16 protein-coding genes are annotated in these 16,944 nt (G+C 44.1%); 8 read left to right on the top strand and 8 right to left on the bottom strand.

What is annotated here, in order from left to right:
- Positions 1–115: 115 nt before the first annotated feature.
- Positions 116–2,932 carry a DNA polymerase I gene (polA, locus tag ABDW33_RS17805; protein WP_343691436.1) on the bottom strand — a complete coding sequence of 939 codons (2,817 nt, stop codon included), beginning with the start codon at positions 2,930–2,932 and terminating at the stop codon, positions 116–118.
- Between the two features lie 71 nt (positions 2,933–3,003).
- Here polA and ABDW33_RS17800 point away from each other — a divergent pair, with 71 nt between their 5' ends.
- Positions 3,004–3,360: an ArsC/Spx/MgsR family protein gene (locus ABDW33_RS17800; RefSeq protein ID WP_343691435.1), complete on the top strand. Its 357-nt coding sequence runs from the start codon at positions 3,004–3,006 to the stop codon at positions 3,358–3,360.
- Positions 3,361–3,395: 35 nt separating this feature from the next.
- Here ABDW33_RS17800 and ABDW33_RS17795 read toward each other — a convergent pair whose 3' ends face one another.
- A complete protein-coding gene (locus ABDW33_RS17795) occupies positions 3,396–4,490 on the bottom strand; it encodes a glycosyltransferase (RefSeq protein ID WP_343691434.1) in 1,095 nt (364 codons plus the stop codon).
- A 377-nt stretch (positions 4,491–4,867) separates the two neighbouring features.
- On the opposite strand from ABDW33_RS17795, the gene ABDW33_RS17790 reads away from it, so the two are divergent.
- The 3 genes from ABDW33_RS17790 to ABDW33_RS17780 all read left to right on the top strand — a co-directional run bounded on the left by ABDW33_RS17790 (position 4,868) and on the right by ABDW33_RS17780 (position 7,369).
- Positions 4,868–5,116, top strand: a complete 249-nt coding sequence (locus tag ABDW33_RS17790) for a hypothetical protein (protein WP_343691433.1) — start codon at positions 4,868–4,870, stop codon at positions 5,114–5,116.
- Between the two features lie 169 nt (positions 5,117–5,285).
- Entirely contained in the window at positions 5,286–6,425 is a 1,140-nt protein-coding gene (locus ABDW33_RS17785; protein WP_343691432.1) for a formimidoylglutamase, read from the top strand.
- Positions 6,426–6,478: 53 nt separating this feature from the next.
- The gene (locus ABDW33_RS17780) at positions 6,479–7,369 is read left to right on the top strand and encodes a YitT family protein (protein ID WP_343691431.1); all 891 of its coding nucleotides are present in this window, start codon (positions 6,479–6,481) and stop codon (positions 7,367–7,369) included.
- Here ABDW33_RS17780 and ABDW33_RS17775 read toward each other — a convergent pair whose 3' ends face one another.
- The 5 genes from ABDW33_RS17775 to ABDW33_RS17755 form a co-directional block, all read right to left on the bottom strand.
- Positions 7,370–7,780 (bottom strand): lysozyme inhibitor LprI family protein, encoded by a 411-nt coding sequence (locus ABDW33_RS17775; RefSeq protein ID WP_343691430.1) that lies wholly within the window; start codon positions 7,778–7,780, stop codon positions 7,370–7,372.
- 124 nt (positions 7,781–7,904) lie between these two features.
- Positions 7,905–9,188 (bottom strand): pitrilysin family protein, encoded by a 1,284-nt coding sequence (locus tag ABDW33_RS17770; RefSeq protein WP_343691429.1) that lies wholly within the window; start codon positions 9,186–9,188, stop codon positions 7,905–7,907.
- Between the two features lie 15 nt (positions 9,189–9,203).
- A complete protein-coding gene (locus tag ABDW33_RS17765; RefSeq protein WP_343691428.1) occupies positions 9,204–10,439 on the bottom strand; it encodes a pitrilysin family protein in 1,236 nt (411 codons plus the stop codon).
- Positions 10,440–10,525: 86 nt separating this feature from the next.
- Entirely contained in the window at positions 10,526–11,434 is a 909-nt protein-coding gene (locus tag ABDW33_RS17760; RefSeq protein ID WP_343691427.1) for an aspartyl protease family protein, read from the bottom strand.
- A 32-nt stretch (positions 11,435–11,466) separates the two neighbouring features.
- A complete protein-coding gene (locus ABDW33_RS17755; RefSeq protein ID WP_343691426.1) occupies positions 11,467–12,687 on the bottom strand; it encodes an aspartyl protease family protein in 1,221 nt (406 codons plus the stop codon).
- A gap of 73 nt (positions 12,688–12,760) precedes the next feature.
- Here ABDW33_RS17755 and mqnC point away from each other — a divergent pair, with 73 nt between their 5' ends.
- From mqnC to ABDW33_RS17740, 3 genes are all read left to right on the top strand, one after another.
- Positions 12,761–13,921 carry a cyclic dehypoxanthinyl futalosine synthase gene (gene mqnC / locus ABDW33_RS17750; RefSeq protein ID WP_343691425.1) on the top strand — a complete coding sequence of 387 codons (1,161 nt, stop codon included), beginning with the start codon at positions 12,761–12,763 and terminating at the stop codon, positions 13,919–13,921.
- 121 nt (positions 13,922–14,042) lie between these two features.
- Positions 14,043–14,651, top strand: a complete 609-nt coding sequence (locus ABDW33_RS17745; RefSeq protein WP_343691424.1) for a hypothetical protein — start codon at positions 14,043–14,045, stop codon at positions 14,649–14,651.
- A 65-nt stretch (positions 14,652–14,716) separates the two neighbouring features.
- On the top strand, positions 14,717–15,259 hold the full coding sequence (locus ABDW33_RS17740; protein ID WP_343691423.1) for a GNAT family protein: 543 nt from the start codon (positions 14,717–14,719) through the stop codon (positions 15,257–15,259).
- Positions 15,260–15,270: 11 nt separating this feature from the next.
- On the opposite strand, the gene ABDW33_RS17735 is transcribed toward ABDW33_RS17740, so the two are convergent.
- Complete coding sequence (locus ABDW33_RS17735) at positions 15,271–16,053, bottom strand: TIM barrel protein (protein ID WP_343691422.1); 783 nt, start codon at positions 16,051–16,053, stop codon at positions 15,271–15,273.
- 321 nt (positions 16,054–16,374) lie between these two features.
- On the opposite strand from ABDW33_RS17735, the gene ABDW33_RS17730 reads away from it, so the two are divergent.
- The gene (locus ABDW33_RS17730; protein WP_116853021.1) at positions 16,375–16,689 is read left to right on the top strand and encodes a hypothetical protein; all 315 of its coding nucleotides are present in this window, start codon (positions 16,375–16,377) and stop codon (positions 16,687–16,689) included.
- Positions 16,690–16,944 lie beyond the last annotated feature (255 nt).

Raw genomic sequence — 16,944 nt, 5'->3', positions numbered from 1 at the left:
GTACCCGGTGCAGCGCTCATGCAGTGAGTTTTCTTATACTTTCCATGATGAATAAAGGCCGGACAATAATCAATTGTCCGGCCTTTATGTGAATATATTAACACTTTATTAGTAATTAATGGGCTTCCAGCCAGTTACGGCCAACGCCTATTTCTGCTTCGACCGGAACAGCCAGCGGCAGTGCGTTGCGCATTCCTTCGAGAATAATCGGCTTAATAATGTCAATTTCTTCCTTATGTACATCGAAAACCAACTCGTCATGCACCTGCAGGATCATTTTTGAGCGCAGGTTTTGTGCCTTCAGTGTTTTATGGATTGCGATCATGGCCAGTTTGATCATGTCGGCGGCGGTACCTTGTATTGGCATGTTGATAGCGTTTCGTTCCGCATAGCCTCTTACAACAGCATTAGAGCTGTTGATATCTTTTAGCCAGCGTTTACGTCCCAGCAATGTTTCTACATAGCCGTTCTGCTGTGCGAACTGGATTTGTTTGTCCATATAGTTCTTGATCGCCTGATATTGGGCAAAATAATTATCAATCAGCATTTTTGCCTCACTACGCGCAATACCCAGGTTCTCCGAAAGGCCAAAGGCGCTCACACCATAGATGATACCGAAGTTTACGCTCTTGGCATTGCGACGCATGTCTGAGGTCACTTCTTCCAGTGGGATACCATATACCTTTGCGGCAGTAGCTGCATGGATGTCTATACCCTGGCGGAAAGCGTCTATCATGGCCTGGTCTTCACTAATGGCGGCAATGATGCGGAGTTCTATCTGTGAGTAATCTGCAGAAAGCAGGGTATACTCTTCGCTGCGGGGTACAAATGCCTTACGGATCTCCCGACCTCTGTCAGTTCTGATAGGAATATTCTGGAGGTTGGGATTCGTGCTACTCAAACGACCGGTTACGGCGACTGCCTGGTTATAAGAAGTATGTACCCTGTTAGTACGCTTATTGAGCATGGTTGGCAATGCATCTACATAGGTAGACTTCAGCTTGCTCAGCTCACGGAATACGAGAATGTCGTCAACAATCTGGTGTTTGCTGGCCAGTTTTGCCAATACATCTTCACCAGTGGCATATTGACCTGTACGGGTCTTTTTCGCTTTAGGATCAAGCGCCAGTTTTTCGAAGAGTACTTCTCCCAATTGTTTGGGAGAGGCAAGGTTAAAACGGACACCAGCCTGTGTATACACACTCTCTTCTGCCCTTCTGATTTCGGTATCCAGTTCGCGGGAATAGTCTGCCAGCGCCTGTACATCAATGGCAATCCCTTCATATTCCATATCTGTAAGGACTTTAACGAGTGGGTTTTCTACTTCATAGAATACCTTTTCTACCTTTTTAGCAGGTAGCAATGGCGCAAACTTTTCTTTCAGCTGAAAAGTAATGTCAGCATCTTCTGCTGCATAATCTTTGATCTTCTCGATTTCCACATCGCGCATATTGCCCTGGTTCTTCCCTTTTTTGCCGATGAGGGTTTCGATGGAAACAGGTTCATATTGCAGGTACTGGGCACTAAGCAGATCCATGCTGCGACGGCCTTCCGGCTCAATGAGATAGTGGGCCAGCATGGTATCAAATACAGGGGACTTAATTTCTATACCATACCACTTAAGCACCAGCATATCATATTTCAAATTCTGACCAATGAAGACGATATGAGTGGTTTCAAAGAGTGGACGGAATTCTTCCAGGATTGCCTGGGTACCGGCTTTGTCCGCAGGTACAGGAACATACCAGGCTTCACCGGCAGCAAATGAAAAGCTCATACCTACCAGGTCTGCTGCATTTGCATCGGTACCGGTCGTTTCAGTATCGAAGCAAATTTCCTGTTTGGTAAGCAGGGTGGTCAGCAGTTCTGCCCTCTTTTCAGGCGTATCTGCAAGGTGATAGGTATGTGGTGTGTTGTTGATATTCTTTTCAGCAACGAGGATGCTTACTACCTGTTCCGGATTGTCTTCAGGTGTCACTACCACAGTTGCACCCGTGGCATTGCCAAAGAGGTCCAGTTGTACCTTGCCGGTAGCGGTGGCTTCTGTACTTCCTCCGAATGTATCACCCAGGATACGTTTACCCAGGGTTTTGAATTCCAGTTCGATAAATACTTCAGAAAGAGCGTCTTTGTTATGGTCTTTGATGCAGAAGTCTTCCTCATGGAAAGTAACAGGAACATCGGTAATAATGGTAGCGAGTTGTTTTGAGAGGATGGCGCTATCAGCACCCGCTTTGATCTTTTCTCCCATTTTACCGCCAATCTTGTCGGCATTGGCCAGTACATTTTCAATAGAATCGTACTGTGCTAACAATTTCATAGCGGTCTTCTCTCCCACTCCGGGAATACCCGGAATGTTATCGACAGCGTCACCCATAAGTCCCAGGATGTCAATTACCTGATGTACATCTTTGATCTGCCATTTTTCACAGACTTCCTTAGGACCAAGAATTTCTTCTTTGCTGCCCATGTAAGGAGGTTTATAGATGAATACATTTTCTTTTACAAGCTGGCCATAGTCTTTATCAGGAGTGACCATGTATACAGTATAACCTGCTTCGGCAGCTTGCCACGCGAGGGTGCCAATTACGTCATCCGCTTCGTATCCGTCCAGTTCAATGCAAGGAATATTGAAGCCGGTGATGATACGTTTTATGTCAGGAATAGCATCAAGCAGGTCTTCGGGCGCATCTTCCCGATTCGCTTTATAATCGACGAAGGTGGTATGTCTTTCGGTTGGAGCATGCGTATCGAATGCCACAGCCATATGAGTAGGATTCTCTTTTTTGATAAGGTCTATCAGTGTGGAAGTAAAACCGAACTGGGCGTTGGTGTTACGGCCAGCACTGGTAAGACGAGGGTTACGGATCAGGCCATAGTATGCGCGATATATGAGAGCCATGGCATCCAATAAAAAAAGTTTCTTTTGCATCTGCCAAAAGTAACTATGAATTGTGAATTATATCACCTCAGTTAGGATCTTTGCGATCAAAGAAAAGCAACATGAAAAAAATATACCATCTGTCGACATGTAACACCTGTAAGAAGATCATTGAGGCGGTACAAGCAAAGGAAAAAGGATTTGAGTTGCAGGATATTAAGACTGAGAAGATAACAGCAGCACAACTGGAAGAAATGCATAAACTGGCGGGAAGTTATGAAGCTTTGTTTAGCAGGAGATCACAAAAGTATCGTCCAATGGGATTACATGAGAAGGAGCTGACGGAGACAGATTACCGCGATTTAATTTTGCAGGAATATTCATTTTTGAAGAGACCGGTAGCAATAGTAGGAAAAGAGATCTTTATCGGGAGTGATAAGAAAAATGTGGAAGGGTTGGAAGCGGCAGCAAAAAAATAGTTCTAAAGCGTGCGACCGATAGTCGCACGCTTTAATTATAATGCGGCAGCAAAATCTCTTACAACCTGTTTGTATTGTTCCATGTCTTCCTCGTGTTCAAAAGACTTCCAGGGAAATGTTTTGATATCTTCCAATGCTTTCTCCAACCTGAATTCAGATTGATTCACATTGTAAAAGAACCCTTTTTTCATCAGGAACTTACCCAGATATTCCTGCTCGGACTGACCTGGCGTAGGTACTAAGATTGCCCGCTTATTCAGTTTTACAAGGTCCATAAGGGTGGTATAACCAGAGCGGCTTAATACCATATCTGCACCCAGCATCGCTTCATTCAGCTCTTTTGCATTGAGATGATTCACCTGTTGAATACGATCTGTTACCTGTTTGGTTTCGGGCGTACCTGGCTTACCGCTTACAATCAGTGCACTGATAGGTAATGCTGCTACTTGTTCCAGCACCATTTTTTCCAGGTTGGAGCGTTGTGGCTCAGGGCCTGAGATCAGTACCAGCAGATCGTATTTTTTAGCTACATCTGGTCTGTTTTCAAAACGGCTGAGACAGCCCAGGTATTTAGTATTCGGCGGTAATGCCTTTGGGTGGCCTAATATTCCGGAGAGATTGTTGGACCCGGCATAGTCTGGTATCCAGCAAGCGCCATACTTACGAATGTAACTGTAATTGATCTTTTGCAGGATCGTCTCAATGACTCCACCGAACGGTGTCTTGATCAACAACTGGTGAGAGATAATAACAGTAGGGATGTCGCGATGATATAAGCCGAACCGGTTGTCAGAAATGACAGCATCGATATTGTGTTCTTTCACAATCTGGTGCAGCCATTTTTGTTCATATTTGATGGACTTGATGATCTGAGGGATCTGCTGGATAATTTTCGGGCCAAAGAACCAGCCTTTTTGAGCATACTGGATACGATATCCGGGAAGTGGCAGGATAGTCAGCTGGGGAAATTCCTGGCCTAACAGCGCAGCGTGTTTCCCTTCGGCAGCAATAACTACATTACAGCCTGCGTTTAATAATTCGTGAATGATAGGGATATCCCTGGTTGCATGACCTAATCCCCAGTCCAGAGGGACTACCAGAACTGTTTTACGCGCAGATTTTGTAGGCAAATATTTGAAATTTTTACGAAATTAGCTTAATTTAGAAATGCGCACTGTTAAGAAAAGGTAAACTCTCGTACAGACTGGCATCTATAACATTATCGGAGAAACAACATAGAGTATGAAATCTAATAATTGGCTGGCTATTTTTCTTCTTTGCGCCACGGTAAGCTTAATCGGACAGAGCTGTAAAGTTTTAAAGAAAAACGATTGCGGTTGTCCTACTATGAATAAAAAGCGCATGCACTGATCTTTATTGAATATAGCCGGATCGTTCCCGCGCAATTAAAGACCTTGTATACATCCAGTTGTTAAGCACACCAAATCACTTACGCCTATTGAAAACGCCTTTAAACAACATTTAGGGGAACAATCAATTTATTCTAATGAAACAGGTTGAAAGGGATTTATTGTTTGTACTGCATGAAGACAGGTACAGCGAACAGCAAATTCAAAATGCAGTTAGACAAATCAACGAGATGCTATCCATGGTAGAAACAATGGAATATCTGTGTAATGTTATGGAAGTTGCAGATTGTAACAAAAACAAGGTCAGCAGCAAGCGTACAGTACTGCAAAAAGCATTGTCAAGGAAGGAAGTCAAACCTTTTGAATTCATCATACATAAGAACTAATTGCCAGAAAGTTCATTTGTAGTGGCTGGCAGGTTGTCACTATACTTACTGATTTCATCGGTCCGGTATTGCTATCATTATCAGTTGCATATCAAATCACTATCTTTATTCACGTCGATCGTTAATTCACAATTGATTCGTAGGTTTGCGACCAAACAAACTACTATTGATGGCAGATTTCGCGCTACTTCACGATTACCTGATTCCCCTCTCAAAAGCAGACCTGAACAATGAACAGGAATATGATGCCTACCAGATAGGCGCCATTTGCGATTGCTATGAAGAAGGAAACATACCTGATCTGGATGCGGCTGACATTATTTTAATAGGCGCATCTGAAGAGCGCGGATATGGTCCAGGTAAGAAAGGGCCTGATGCCGCGGATGCAATTCGCCGTGAGTTCTTTGGTCTTTTCTACTGGCATAAGGAAGTGAAGATTGCCGATATCGGTAATCTGCGCCCAGGCATTACCCTCACAGATACCTATGCCGGACTGAAAACAGTACTGGCAGAGCTATTAAACTCCGGTAAAACGATTATTATATTAGGCGGTTCCCACGACCTGACCTATGCACAATATAAGGCTTACGCAACGCAGAAATATGTGATTGAGGCCACTGTGGCCGATGCGTTGATAGACCTGAAAGAAGAATCTACTATCCCTGCAGACAGCTTCCTCATGGAAATGTTTACTGAGCAGCCCAACTACATCCGTCATTATAATCACCTTGGCTTCCAGAGCTTCTTTGTGCATCCCCGTATGCTGGAAACACTGGATAAACTCCGGTTCGATTGCTATCGCCTGGGCAAGGTGAGAGAAAACATGGAAGAGATGGAGCCGGTATTGCGGAACACAGATATGCTGAGTCTGGATATCAACATCATCAGGAACTCTGATGCTCCTGCAAATACTCTCTCCCCTAACGGACTGGCGGGTGATGAGGCCTGTGTACTCTCCCGTTATGCGGGAATGAGCGCCCGCTTAAGCACCTTTGGTATTTATGGTTATCTCCCTGAAAGGGATAGGAACCAGTTGACGGCAAAACAGATTTCTCAGATGATGTGGTACTTCATGGATGGTGTAGCCATCCGAAATAAAGAAGCGCTGTTACAGGACCGCGAAGCATTCTGGGAGTTTAACATTGTATGTGGGGATATCGAAACTGTATTTTTAAAGAGTAAAAAGACCGGGCGCTGGTGGATGCAGATGCCTGGGAAAGAATTCTTACCCTGTGCCTATAACGATTACCTGATGGCGAGCAATAATGAGATCCCGGAGAGATGGCTGCGCCACCAGGAGCGGATGTAAGACACCACAAGACGGCCCGGAGTTAAATTGTACAAACTAAATAACTACCTGTCATGCCGAACACGAAGGAAATCCGTGCCCGAATTAACCTGATCCAGAATTTACAGGATATTGTCCTGATTACCATTGGAGTGCTACTGGCGGCTATTGGTTTGAAAGGATTCCTGATGCCGAATGAATTCCTGGATGGAGGTGTGACGGGTATCTCTCTGCTTATCAACAGGTTGACTGGATGGAACATTTCCCTGCTACTGGTTATTATTAATATCCCTTTTATCTTACTTGCTTATAAGCAACTTTCCGTTGAATTTACCATCAAGGCGATGTGTGCTATCGTAGGATTGGCTTGTGCACTGGTATTTATCAAGGTACCTACCATCACCAGCGACCGTCTGCTGATCGCTATTTTCGGTGGCTTCTTTTTAGGTGCGGGTATTGGTTTGTCAGTAAGAGGCGGAGCGGTATTGGATGGTACAGAAGTACTTGCACTTTACATCAACCGTAAGACGGTCCTGTCCATGGGTGAAGTGATCATGTATTTCAACCTCGTCATTTTTAGTGTAGCTGCGATCCTTATTAATATTGAAACAGCACTGTATGCAATACTCACCTACCTGGCCGCTTCAAAAACGGTAGACTATGTGATCTCCGGTTTTGAAGAATATATTGCACTTACTATTATTTCAAATGAAAGTGAACTGGTTCGCAAGACATTGACTTTGTCCCTCAAGAAAGGAGTGACCGTATTCAAGGGACAAAGTGGTTATGGCAAACGGGGCGCTGTGGACAAGGATATTGATATCATCTACACGGTAGTGACCCGCCTGGAAGTGCACAAAATCATTGACGAAATAGAGAAAATAGATGAAAAAGCCTTTATAGTACAACACAACATCAATGATACCAAAGGAGGCATGATCAAGCGCCGCGCCACCCATCACTAATCAGGAATGGATGCTCTTAAGCAACTCTATTACTCTGTGTTTCAGGTAGGCAGCCTTGTTATCAGTCACGATCATATCATCATCCAGACCCGCAAGTGTCAAAGGTCTTTTCTTTTCAGCACGGGTTTCAATGTCTTTAAAGTAAGCATCTTTCTTTTCAGCCCACTGAGCCTGAGCTAATTCTAAATTTTCGCGGCGAGGATTGTCCAGATTATTGTAGACCTGATTGTATACAGCAGCGAGCAGGCTATCCATTTCCTGGTAGTACGCCAGTGCACAGTTATAAGAACTACCACCCTGGCTCAGGCATTGCTGATAGCGATATTCAATAGAGTCTATAGTTGTTCTGGAGGTTTGTCCAAACACAGTCAGACTTATGCACAATGGCAGGCATAGTAAAAGTATTTTCATAAGATATGATTAGGTGTGCAAATATAGAAAAAAATAATAATAACTACATTTGGCATAGGGAAAAGCAAAAAGAGAGGTCTCGTCCTAGACGAGACCTCTCTTTTGTGTAATAATATGAAAGGTTTTATATCACAACCAGTTCATACCAATCTTCCGGGGAGAGGTACTGTTTGGCTAGTACATGCAGTTCCTCTGCAGAAATGGTTTTGATAGTTTTGATATTATTATAAAAGTAATGTTCATCCAGTTCATTCAGTATCAGGTTCTTCCAGCGTTGAATAATCTGGAAGGCACCATCCAGGTCACCCAGAATAGAACCGATCATGAAATTGCGAACCAGAGCCAATTCCTCCTCATCCACGACTTCATTCTGCAGGGTGCGCATTTCTTTATAGATCTCTTCAATGGTTGCTTCGCACACATCTCTGCCCGCTTCTGTATGAATATTGATCGCACTTGTCTGGCGGAAGTTGTATACCTGGGAAGAAATACCGTAGGTGTAGCCTTTTTCTTCACGGATGTTGCTCATCAGGCGGGACCCGAAATAGCCACCGAAGATAGTATTCAGCACCAGCATCTTTGGATAATCAGGATGGTAACGGTTCGGGAAATGACGTGCTACACGCACAGCTCCCTGCACCCCATTCTCATCATTAAAAATGCGGAACTTTTTTTCTTCTGCTGGCATAATAGCGATCTCCGGTTTGATGATTGTCGCTTCTCCATTCCATTTGGTGGTGCCAAAGTATTGGTTTAGTTGCGGAATCAGTTGATCGGGTAGCTTGCCAGCCACGAAGATGCGGCAGTTGTTGTAAGTGTAATGTTGCTGATAGAAGGATCTCAGTGACGCTGTCTGCAATGCATCGTAGGCTTCCATGCTGCTTACACGGCCATAAGGATGGAATTCGCCGAACAGGTATCTATCAATATGCCTGTTAGCTACAAAATCGCATTTCTGCAGGTTTACCGCGAGCCTTTGCTTCATGTTCTGCTGGAAGATGGCCAGCTCCTCCTCAGAAAAGGCAGGGTCCAGGATCACTTCCTGCAGTGTAGGCAGTAGGGCGGAAAAGCTCTTGGTGAGGCAGTGTAGGGTATAAGTACCGAATTCATGGTGACAGCTCCTGTTCAGGTAAGCACCATAGTAATCAATACTTTCATTTATTTGCAATGCAGAATGCTTACCACTGCCATTCTTCATCAGGAAGTTAGCAGCAGAGGCAATGAGGTTTTCTGATTCGTACCAGCTACCCGCAGGAAATACCATTTCCAGCTGCAAGGTTTCCTGTTCGTCCGATTCAATTACATAGACAGGGATGCCATTATCCAGTGTGAATTTCTCATACGGTTTCAGTGCGATTTCAAAATCAACGGCATCTTTTATCTCAGGGGCGAGTTTACGATTTATCATTAATCTTAGTGAATATTAACCTGCGTAATAGTAAAGAGTATTCGAGTTTTTCTCGTCAAAGAGTATAGCAGCCTGCTTGTGCATTTCTTCGGCAGTTACTGCTTCGTAGTTGCTGAATTCCGCATTCATAAGAGCGGCATCGCCCATCAGCTCGTAAAAGGCGAGGTTATTCGCTCTGTTCAACAGTCCCATGTCCTCAAAGGCGAGCATGCTTTCCACGCGATTTTTTACTTTCTGCAGCTCTCTTTCGGGGATGATTTGCTGTTGTACCTTATCCAGCTCTTCCTGTATAGCTTTTTCTGCATCCTTCATTTTTACGCCTTTCACCAGCTTACCCTCAATTGTAAACAATCCGGCATCGAGGGTACCGAAATGATAACAATCAATATTGCTGAAGAGTTTTTTCTCTTTTACCAGCACCTGGTGCAGGCGGGATGAAGCACCGCCTCCGAGAATATCAGAGATAAGATCGATTGCGTAATAATCTTTATCCATACGACCCGGCATATGGTAGCATTTATAAAGGGCATCCAGCGGCACGTTAGCTTTTACTTCAAGTTTGTGTGCTTCCTGCTGTACCGGCTCCTGAGGAATATTGCGTGGAATCCGCTCTCCTGCCGGGATATCACCGAACCACTTTTCTGCCAGGGCTTTCACCTGAGAAGTGGTTACTTTGCCGGCTACCACCAGAATAGCGTTGACCGGGCGGTAATATTTGAAGAAAAAGCTTTTTACATCTTCCAGTTTCGCGTCTTCAATATGTGATAGCTCTTTACCGATAGTCATCCATTTGTAGGGATGCACGGTGTATGCCAGTTCACGCATTTTGTGCCAGATATCGCCGTATGGTTTGTTAATATAGTGTTCTTTGAACTCTTCGCACACTACCTTGCGCTGTACATCGAGGCTTTTTTCGCTGAATGCCAGGGAAAGCATACGGTCACTCTCCAGCCAGAAGGCGGTTTCAATATTTTCTGCGGGAAGCTGAATATAGTAGTTCGTCAGATCGCTGGTTGTGTAAGCGTTGTTTTCGCCACCCGCCATCTGAAGTGGTTCATCATATTCCGGGATGTTGACAGAGCCGCCAAACATCAGGTGTTCGAACAAGTGTGCAAATCCTGTCTTATCAGCATCTTCATCGCGGGAGCCCACATCGTACATGACATTTAACACTGCCATTGGCGTGGTATGGTCTTCATGCACAATCACGCGCAGGCCATTGGCTAAAGTGAATTTATTGTAATGGATCATAATTCCTATTTATGAGAACTGCAAGTTAAGGTATTAAAAATAAAGAGGAATGTCCATATTGATTTTGAGAGAGGCAGGTTAAACCTCTATTTGTCGAGGTAAATTTCCCGTTGCTTGTAATTGATGGTAATGGTATGGAATTGTGACCAGACATAGGAGCCGATAGAACCAGCCACTTCTGTTAATCCGCCTATATCGTTTACATCCTTGCAGTAGCTGGCAGAAACTTTATCCATGCGTACAGAGCCAAAGGCAAGATAAGGAATGATCGTATTCATATAGGTAAGTACCTGGTAAAGATCGCCGACCTTGTCTGTACTGACAATGGGCAATATATCTTTCAGACGGTATTTTTCGACGAATGGCCAGTTAAACAGAATTCCATAGTCTCCCCCGGAGATGAAATGGTAACGACTACCCAGGGAACGGCCATCTGGCAGTTCGATCACGGCTTCTATAACTGGCGTATCAAAATTGAGTGTCATAGCCAGTCGCTTGCCGGGAATGCTCATGGGTGTTTTACCGGGGCGGAATAGCAGGATCCGGGCATTGGAATAGTCAATCTGAACAATGTACATTTTGAGCAGATCCACACCGATAATGCCATCAATATGAATGGGAGATTTCTGGAATTCCTTCAGGGTCTCCAGATATACTTTTATCAGGGGTAAACGGGCCTTTCCAAAGTATAGCAGGTTAATAGTGGATGTGGGTACCCGGATCACAATGTCGTCTGTTCCACTCAATCCACCGTCTTCCTTTGTTTCCAGTCTTAGTTGTTTGGCTGTCTCGATACTCAAAGTAGTTGCCTCGGCACCTGTGTCGAAAATAAAATGCAGACTATCTTCTGAGCTACTTAGTGAAGCACTGATAATCAGGGAGTGATTGTATATTCTGAACGGCAGAATGGCTACCGGTTCCGCGGTAGTGGGTGGTGTCTGGGCGGCTGACAAGAGCGGCAGAGCGATTATTATGTAGAACAGTAGCTTTTTCACGTTACACATCAAACGAAAGATACTGCAAAGTATTATAAAATACTTTTGATGAGCACTTTTTTCAACATGAGTTCGTTGTTCCTGCTGATAAGTAACATGGGCTTCGTTCCTATATTTTTTAACTGTTCCCTCACCTCCTGAATGTTGTTAGTGAAGAGGTTATTGATTGCAATGATGATATCTCCGGGCTTTAAACCAGCTTTTTCTGCCGGAGAACCTTTAATTATATCAGTAATCTCAATTTTACCATCAATCATATAGATGACCAGTCCGGTATAGGAATAGTCAAACGGCTCTTTAAAATGATTGTTGGGCAGCAGATAAATCTCTTTTTTACCGTAGTTGAGATAGATATTGAAACGGCGGAGCAGGTCATTGCCAACCATGCCTCCAAGAAAAGGATAGGCGGTGATATTTGTCTGATCATCAAATACATAGACGGGTACATTCCGGAAGCTGTAATTGCCTATCTTGAATTCCCCGATAGTAGTTACATCCATTGTCATTTTGCCACCTAGTCCCTGGGCCTCGGTTTGAATGACTTTCCGCTGTTTTTTCCGGGTAGAAAGCACGGCACTGTCCGATACAAATTGTTTGGAGAACAGGAGACACATCCCTGCGCCGGTGTCAAAATAGTACCTGCTTGCAGTGGATGTTTTGCCATTCCGCAGTTGAGCATTGACGATGGGTATCATGGTCAGGGTCGGATGCAGTAATGTGCCGCCTTTAGGGTAGTTGAATTTTCCTTTTGTAAAAAGTTGTACTTCTTCAATATTGTAGTCTACGAGTACATTGAATCGGCTCAACAGGCTGTAACCAATAATTCCATCCACCTGCAGACCGTACACCTGGCTGATCAGCTCATAATTATTAACATGAAAGTTTAGGCTATCCACATCAAGGCCTGGCAATACCAGCGTTCGGTCCATAGCGAAATCCACCTTCTTAGAGCCTCCTACTCCTCGCACCACTTTGTCTGTATGTGTAAGGGGGATTCCCAGGCGAACGCAGGTGCCGGTATCCAGAGAAATGCCAGCACTTCCGGTATCAAGGATGAACTGGAGCGTATCGGAAAAACCTTTGATCTGTGCAAGTATCACCACAACGCCTCCATAATATTGTTTGAACGGAAAGCGGGAGATCAGCGTACTTTCCACTTCCTGGGGCAGTTTTGATTGAGCTGTTGCGACGTGGAATAAAGAAAGCGCTAATAAAATGATACAACAGTGCTTTGACAATGTTGCTTTTTGCATACGTGAGAATGACAGAATAACAGTTATATAAATGTAGGACTAAAAAAGCCGATTACCAGCTAAAAATCCACCAATGGCGGCATATTGTTTTTTGCTACCTTTGTTTATCATGGAACTGAAAGATCTATATAGGAAAGCATTAAATTTTGAGTGGCTTACACCGGAAGAAGGGGTATATCTGTTTGAAAAAGCACCACTTACGGAGCTGATGCACATTGCAAATGAGCTTCGTAAGCAGCAGGTTCCACATGGGAAAGTTACCTGGCAGATAGATCGAAACGTAAACACGACCAATGTGTGTACGGCTAACTGCAAATTCTGTAACTTTTACCGTATCCCGGGTCACGGAGACGCTTACATCACAACTATTGAGGAGTACAAGGTAAAGATCGAGGAAACCCTGAAATTTGGCGGCGATCAATTGCTCCTGCAGGGTGGACACCATCCGGATCTTGGTCTGGCCTTTTATGTGGATACCTTTAAGCAGCTGAAACAGTTGTATCCTACCATCAAGCTGCATGCCCTCGGCCCCCCTGAAGTGGCACACATCACCAAACTTGAAAAAAGTACACATATAGAAGTCCTGAAAGCACTGAAAGAGGCTGGTCTGGCCAGCTTACCGGGTGCAGGGGCGGAAATTCTGAACGACCGTGTGCGCAGGCTCATTTCTAAAGGGAAATGTGGTGCACAGGAGTGGCTGGATGTAATGCGGGCAGCTCACAAGCTGAATATCGCATCATCTGCTACTATGATGTTCGGACATGTGGAAACAGTCCTGGAGCGTTTTGAACACCTGGCAGATATCAGACAGGTTCAGAGCGAGAAGCCTGAAGGTCACTACGGTTTCACCGCTTTCATCCCATGGACATTCCAGGATGTAGATACCCTGCTTTCAAGAATAAGAGGGGTACACAACATGACCACTTCCGAAGAATATATCCGCATGATTGCATTGAGTCGTATTATGCTGCCGAATATCAAAAATATTCAGGCCAGCTGGCTGACTGTCGGTAAGCAGGTGGCGCAGATCTGTCTCCATGCCGGGGCGAACGATTTTGGATCAATTATGATCGAGGAAAATGTGGTTAGTGCTGCCGGAGCACCGCACAGATTTACCTATAAATCCATGCAACAGGCGATCAAAGAAGCAGGTTTTGAACCGCAGCTGAGAACCCAGTTGTACGAATTCAGGGAAATTCCGGCAGGTATCCAGGAGCAGGTAATTAATTATTAATATTGACTTACATAAGTATAAGGGCTTGCAACCAATCGTTGCAAGCCCTTATTATTTTTAACAAGTCAATGTAACTCTCCCCTTTTTTTTCCGTCTAATCAACAGTTAAAAGGAAGAGATTATGAAAAGGTTAGGAGTATTGCTAGTATGTATAGGACTGTTGCCCATCTCTGCCTGTACCAGTACCAAACTAACTTCGTCCTGGAAAACACCGGATGCCAGACTGGATACCAGCAAAAAAATGATCGTGATAGCCCTTGTTTCTCCCAGGGACAGGAATCTGCGCATTTTGATGGAAAGGGAGTTGGTAAATGAGTTGCACAAGGAAGGGCTCAATGCAGTATCTTCCTTTGCCCAATACGGCCCGGATGCAGTGTTGTCGGGAACAGAAGATGAAAAGGCTGCTCTGCATAAATTCAGGAATGATGATGTAGACCAGGTGCTGACGATAGCCATGGTAGATAAAACAAAAACAAAAGGCTATGTGCCCTCCTACCCTTACGCTCCCTACTACAGGGGATGGTACGGAGGGATGTTCACCCCAGGCTATTACACCACTAATATACGATATGAGTGGGATACGAATCTGTATGACCTGGTACAGAAGAAACTGATCTACAATGCACAGTCAGAAGCAATAGATCCGCCTACGGCTTATAAGCAGGCGTCTCAGTTTGCACGTCAGATAATTCGGGATATGCAACGGCAACAATTGTTTACAAAAATTTAAGTTTACTATATTTGAGGTTTGGCCCTATACCCTGGCCGGGTGCAGGTGCCAAACCTTAATTTTTTATGCTGGAGTTAGCCGTAGACGATCATATAATCCTCAGGCAGTTACAACCTGACGATGCACCGGTGCTTTATCGCACCCTCGATACATCCCGTAAGGCGTTGCGCCGATTCCTCCCATGGGTGGATTACAACACGAATGAAGAACATTCACTTCGCTTTATAGAGTTAATGCTGCGCAAAGCAGACGACCAGGAAGCCATTGCCTTCGGCATCTGGTATAACGGACAGCTATGCGGTGTACTGGACTTACATTGCTGGGACCACCTGCTGCAAAAAGCAGAAATCGGCTATTGGCTGGCAGAACATTGCCGCGGCAATGGTATTGTCGTGGCCTGCTGCAAGGTGCTCATCTCATTTGCTTTCGAAAATCTGAAACTCAATAAAGTTGAGATCCGGTTTGCACTGGAAAATGAGCGCAGTGCCCGTATTCCAATTAAACTTGGATTTTCGAAGGAGGGTATTTTGCGCCACAATGCCAAACTACATGGACAATTTGTAGATATGGTGGTCATGGGCATGCTGCGTAGTGACTGGAAGTACTGATATAAGTAGCATCAGATATCACATATCAATACAGCTTCTTTCAGCGAGGATAGTTTATCCGTCCTGGTAGGAATAAATTCCTGTGCTACAAAGCCTTTATAACCTGTTTCGTAAATTGCTTTCATAATGGCCGGGTAATATAACTCCTGGCTGTCATTGATCTCATTTCTACCAGGAGCACCACCTGTGTGATAATGACTGAAATAAGTATGATTATCACGGATTGTGCGGATAATATCGCCTTCCATAACCTGCATGTGATAGATATCATATAGCAGGCTAAAACGGTCCGAGCCAATTTCCTTACTCAGCGCTACCCCCCAGTTTGTATGATCACATTGATAATCAGGATGATCAACCTTACTATTCAGCAGTTCCATTACGATATTCACCTTCTTTTTTTCTGCATAAGGCAGTAGACGCTTTAATCCTTTTGCACAGTTTTCAATACCCTGCTCATCGTCCAACCCCTCTCTGTTGCCAGAGAAGCAAACAACTGAAGGAAATCCGGCTTTCGCTGTTTCATCGATCAGGTATCGGTAGTATGTAATGAGATCATCGTGATGCGCTATGCGGTTCCATCCTCTGGTGATATTCCATTCATCGCTCACGGATGCAACCATTGCACATGTGAGGTCGAATTGCTTTGCAGTTTCAAACTGATGGGGATACAAAAGATCAATGGATTCCAGGCCTATTTCTTTGGCACCTTTGCAAAAGGCGTCCAATGGAATGGATTCATAAGGCCAGGCACATACAGAATGACGGATACGGCCTTTGAGCGAAGTGGACATATAACAATAGAATTTTTCCTAAATATAACGTGGAACTACGCATTTTTGAAATTGGGTACAACCAATCACGGCTGAAATTCGTAACTTTATAGTAGTACCAAACGTTACAGAAGTACAGTTACGCCTGTGTTAAATAAGAAATTACGAGAAATCCCAGGAAGTATAAAAAATCAGCATTTTTTAAAAGATTGTATAACAAATCATTACTCCCGAAAAGAACCCCGGCCACCGACTCCGTAATTACTATACCACCATCCGTAATTGAATTTGGTAAGCTATTTGATTATACTATAATGTTCACAATTTAAAGCGGAGGTCAATATGGAAAAGAGATTTACTCCCGCCTTATGGATTTGTATACTGATGGACCTGATTGGCTGTGCCAGTTATGCAGTGCCAGTACTAGGCGAAGTAAGTGATGTAATTTGGGCCCCCATTTCCGCTATCATATTTTACAGGATGTTTGGTGGCAGTATGGGAGCATTCGGAAGTGTGTTCAACTTTATGGAGGAATTATTCCCTGGTTTGGACTTTATTCCGACGTTTACACTTAGCTGGATTGTACGCAGGATTACTCAGGGTATCAGAGAGCGCAAAACCCCGGCGCAGAAGGTACAGCAATATAAAGTTGCCTGATCCGATGGTACCACCTCTATGGTCAAACGACAAAGTTATTAAGGTTGTAAGGTTATAAAGCTGAGGGTACGAGGGGAGATGTTTCACCGTCACCTTTATTTCCTTTCAACCTTTCAAAAAATCCGGAGTCATTTTACATGTATAATACATAAAAAGAGGGTGTCTCATAAGTAAATGAGGCACCCTCTCATTTTTTTGAGTTATATAGCATTTTAAGGGTCGCCCTATATTGATTTTTGGGTAATCGTTTTGAGA

It is taken from the genome of Chitinophaga sp., from assembly GCF_039596155.1.
Taxonomy (GTDB): Bacteria; Bacteroidota; Bacteroidia; order Chitinophagales; family Chitinophagaceae; genus Chitinophaga.
The sequence above is the reverse complement of the archived record's forward strand: the minus strand, read 5'-3'. Positions and strand labels throughout refer to the sequence as shown.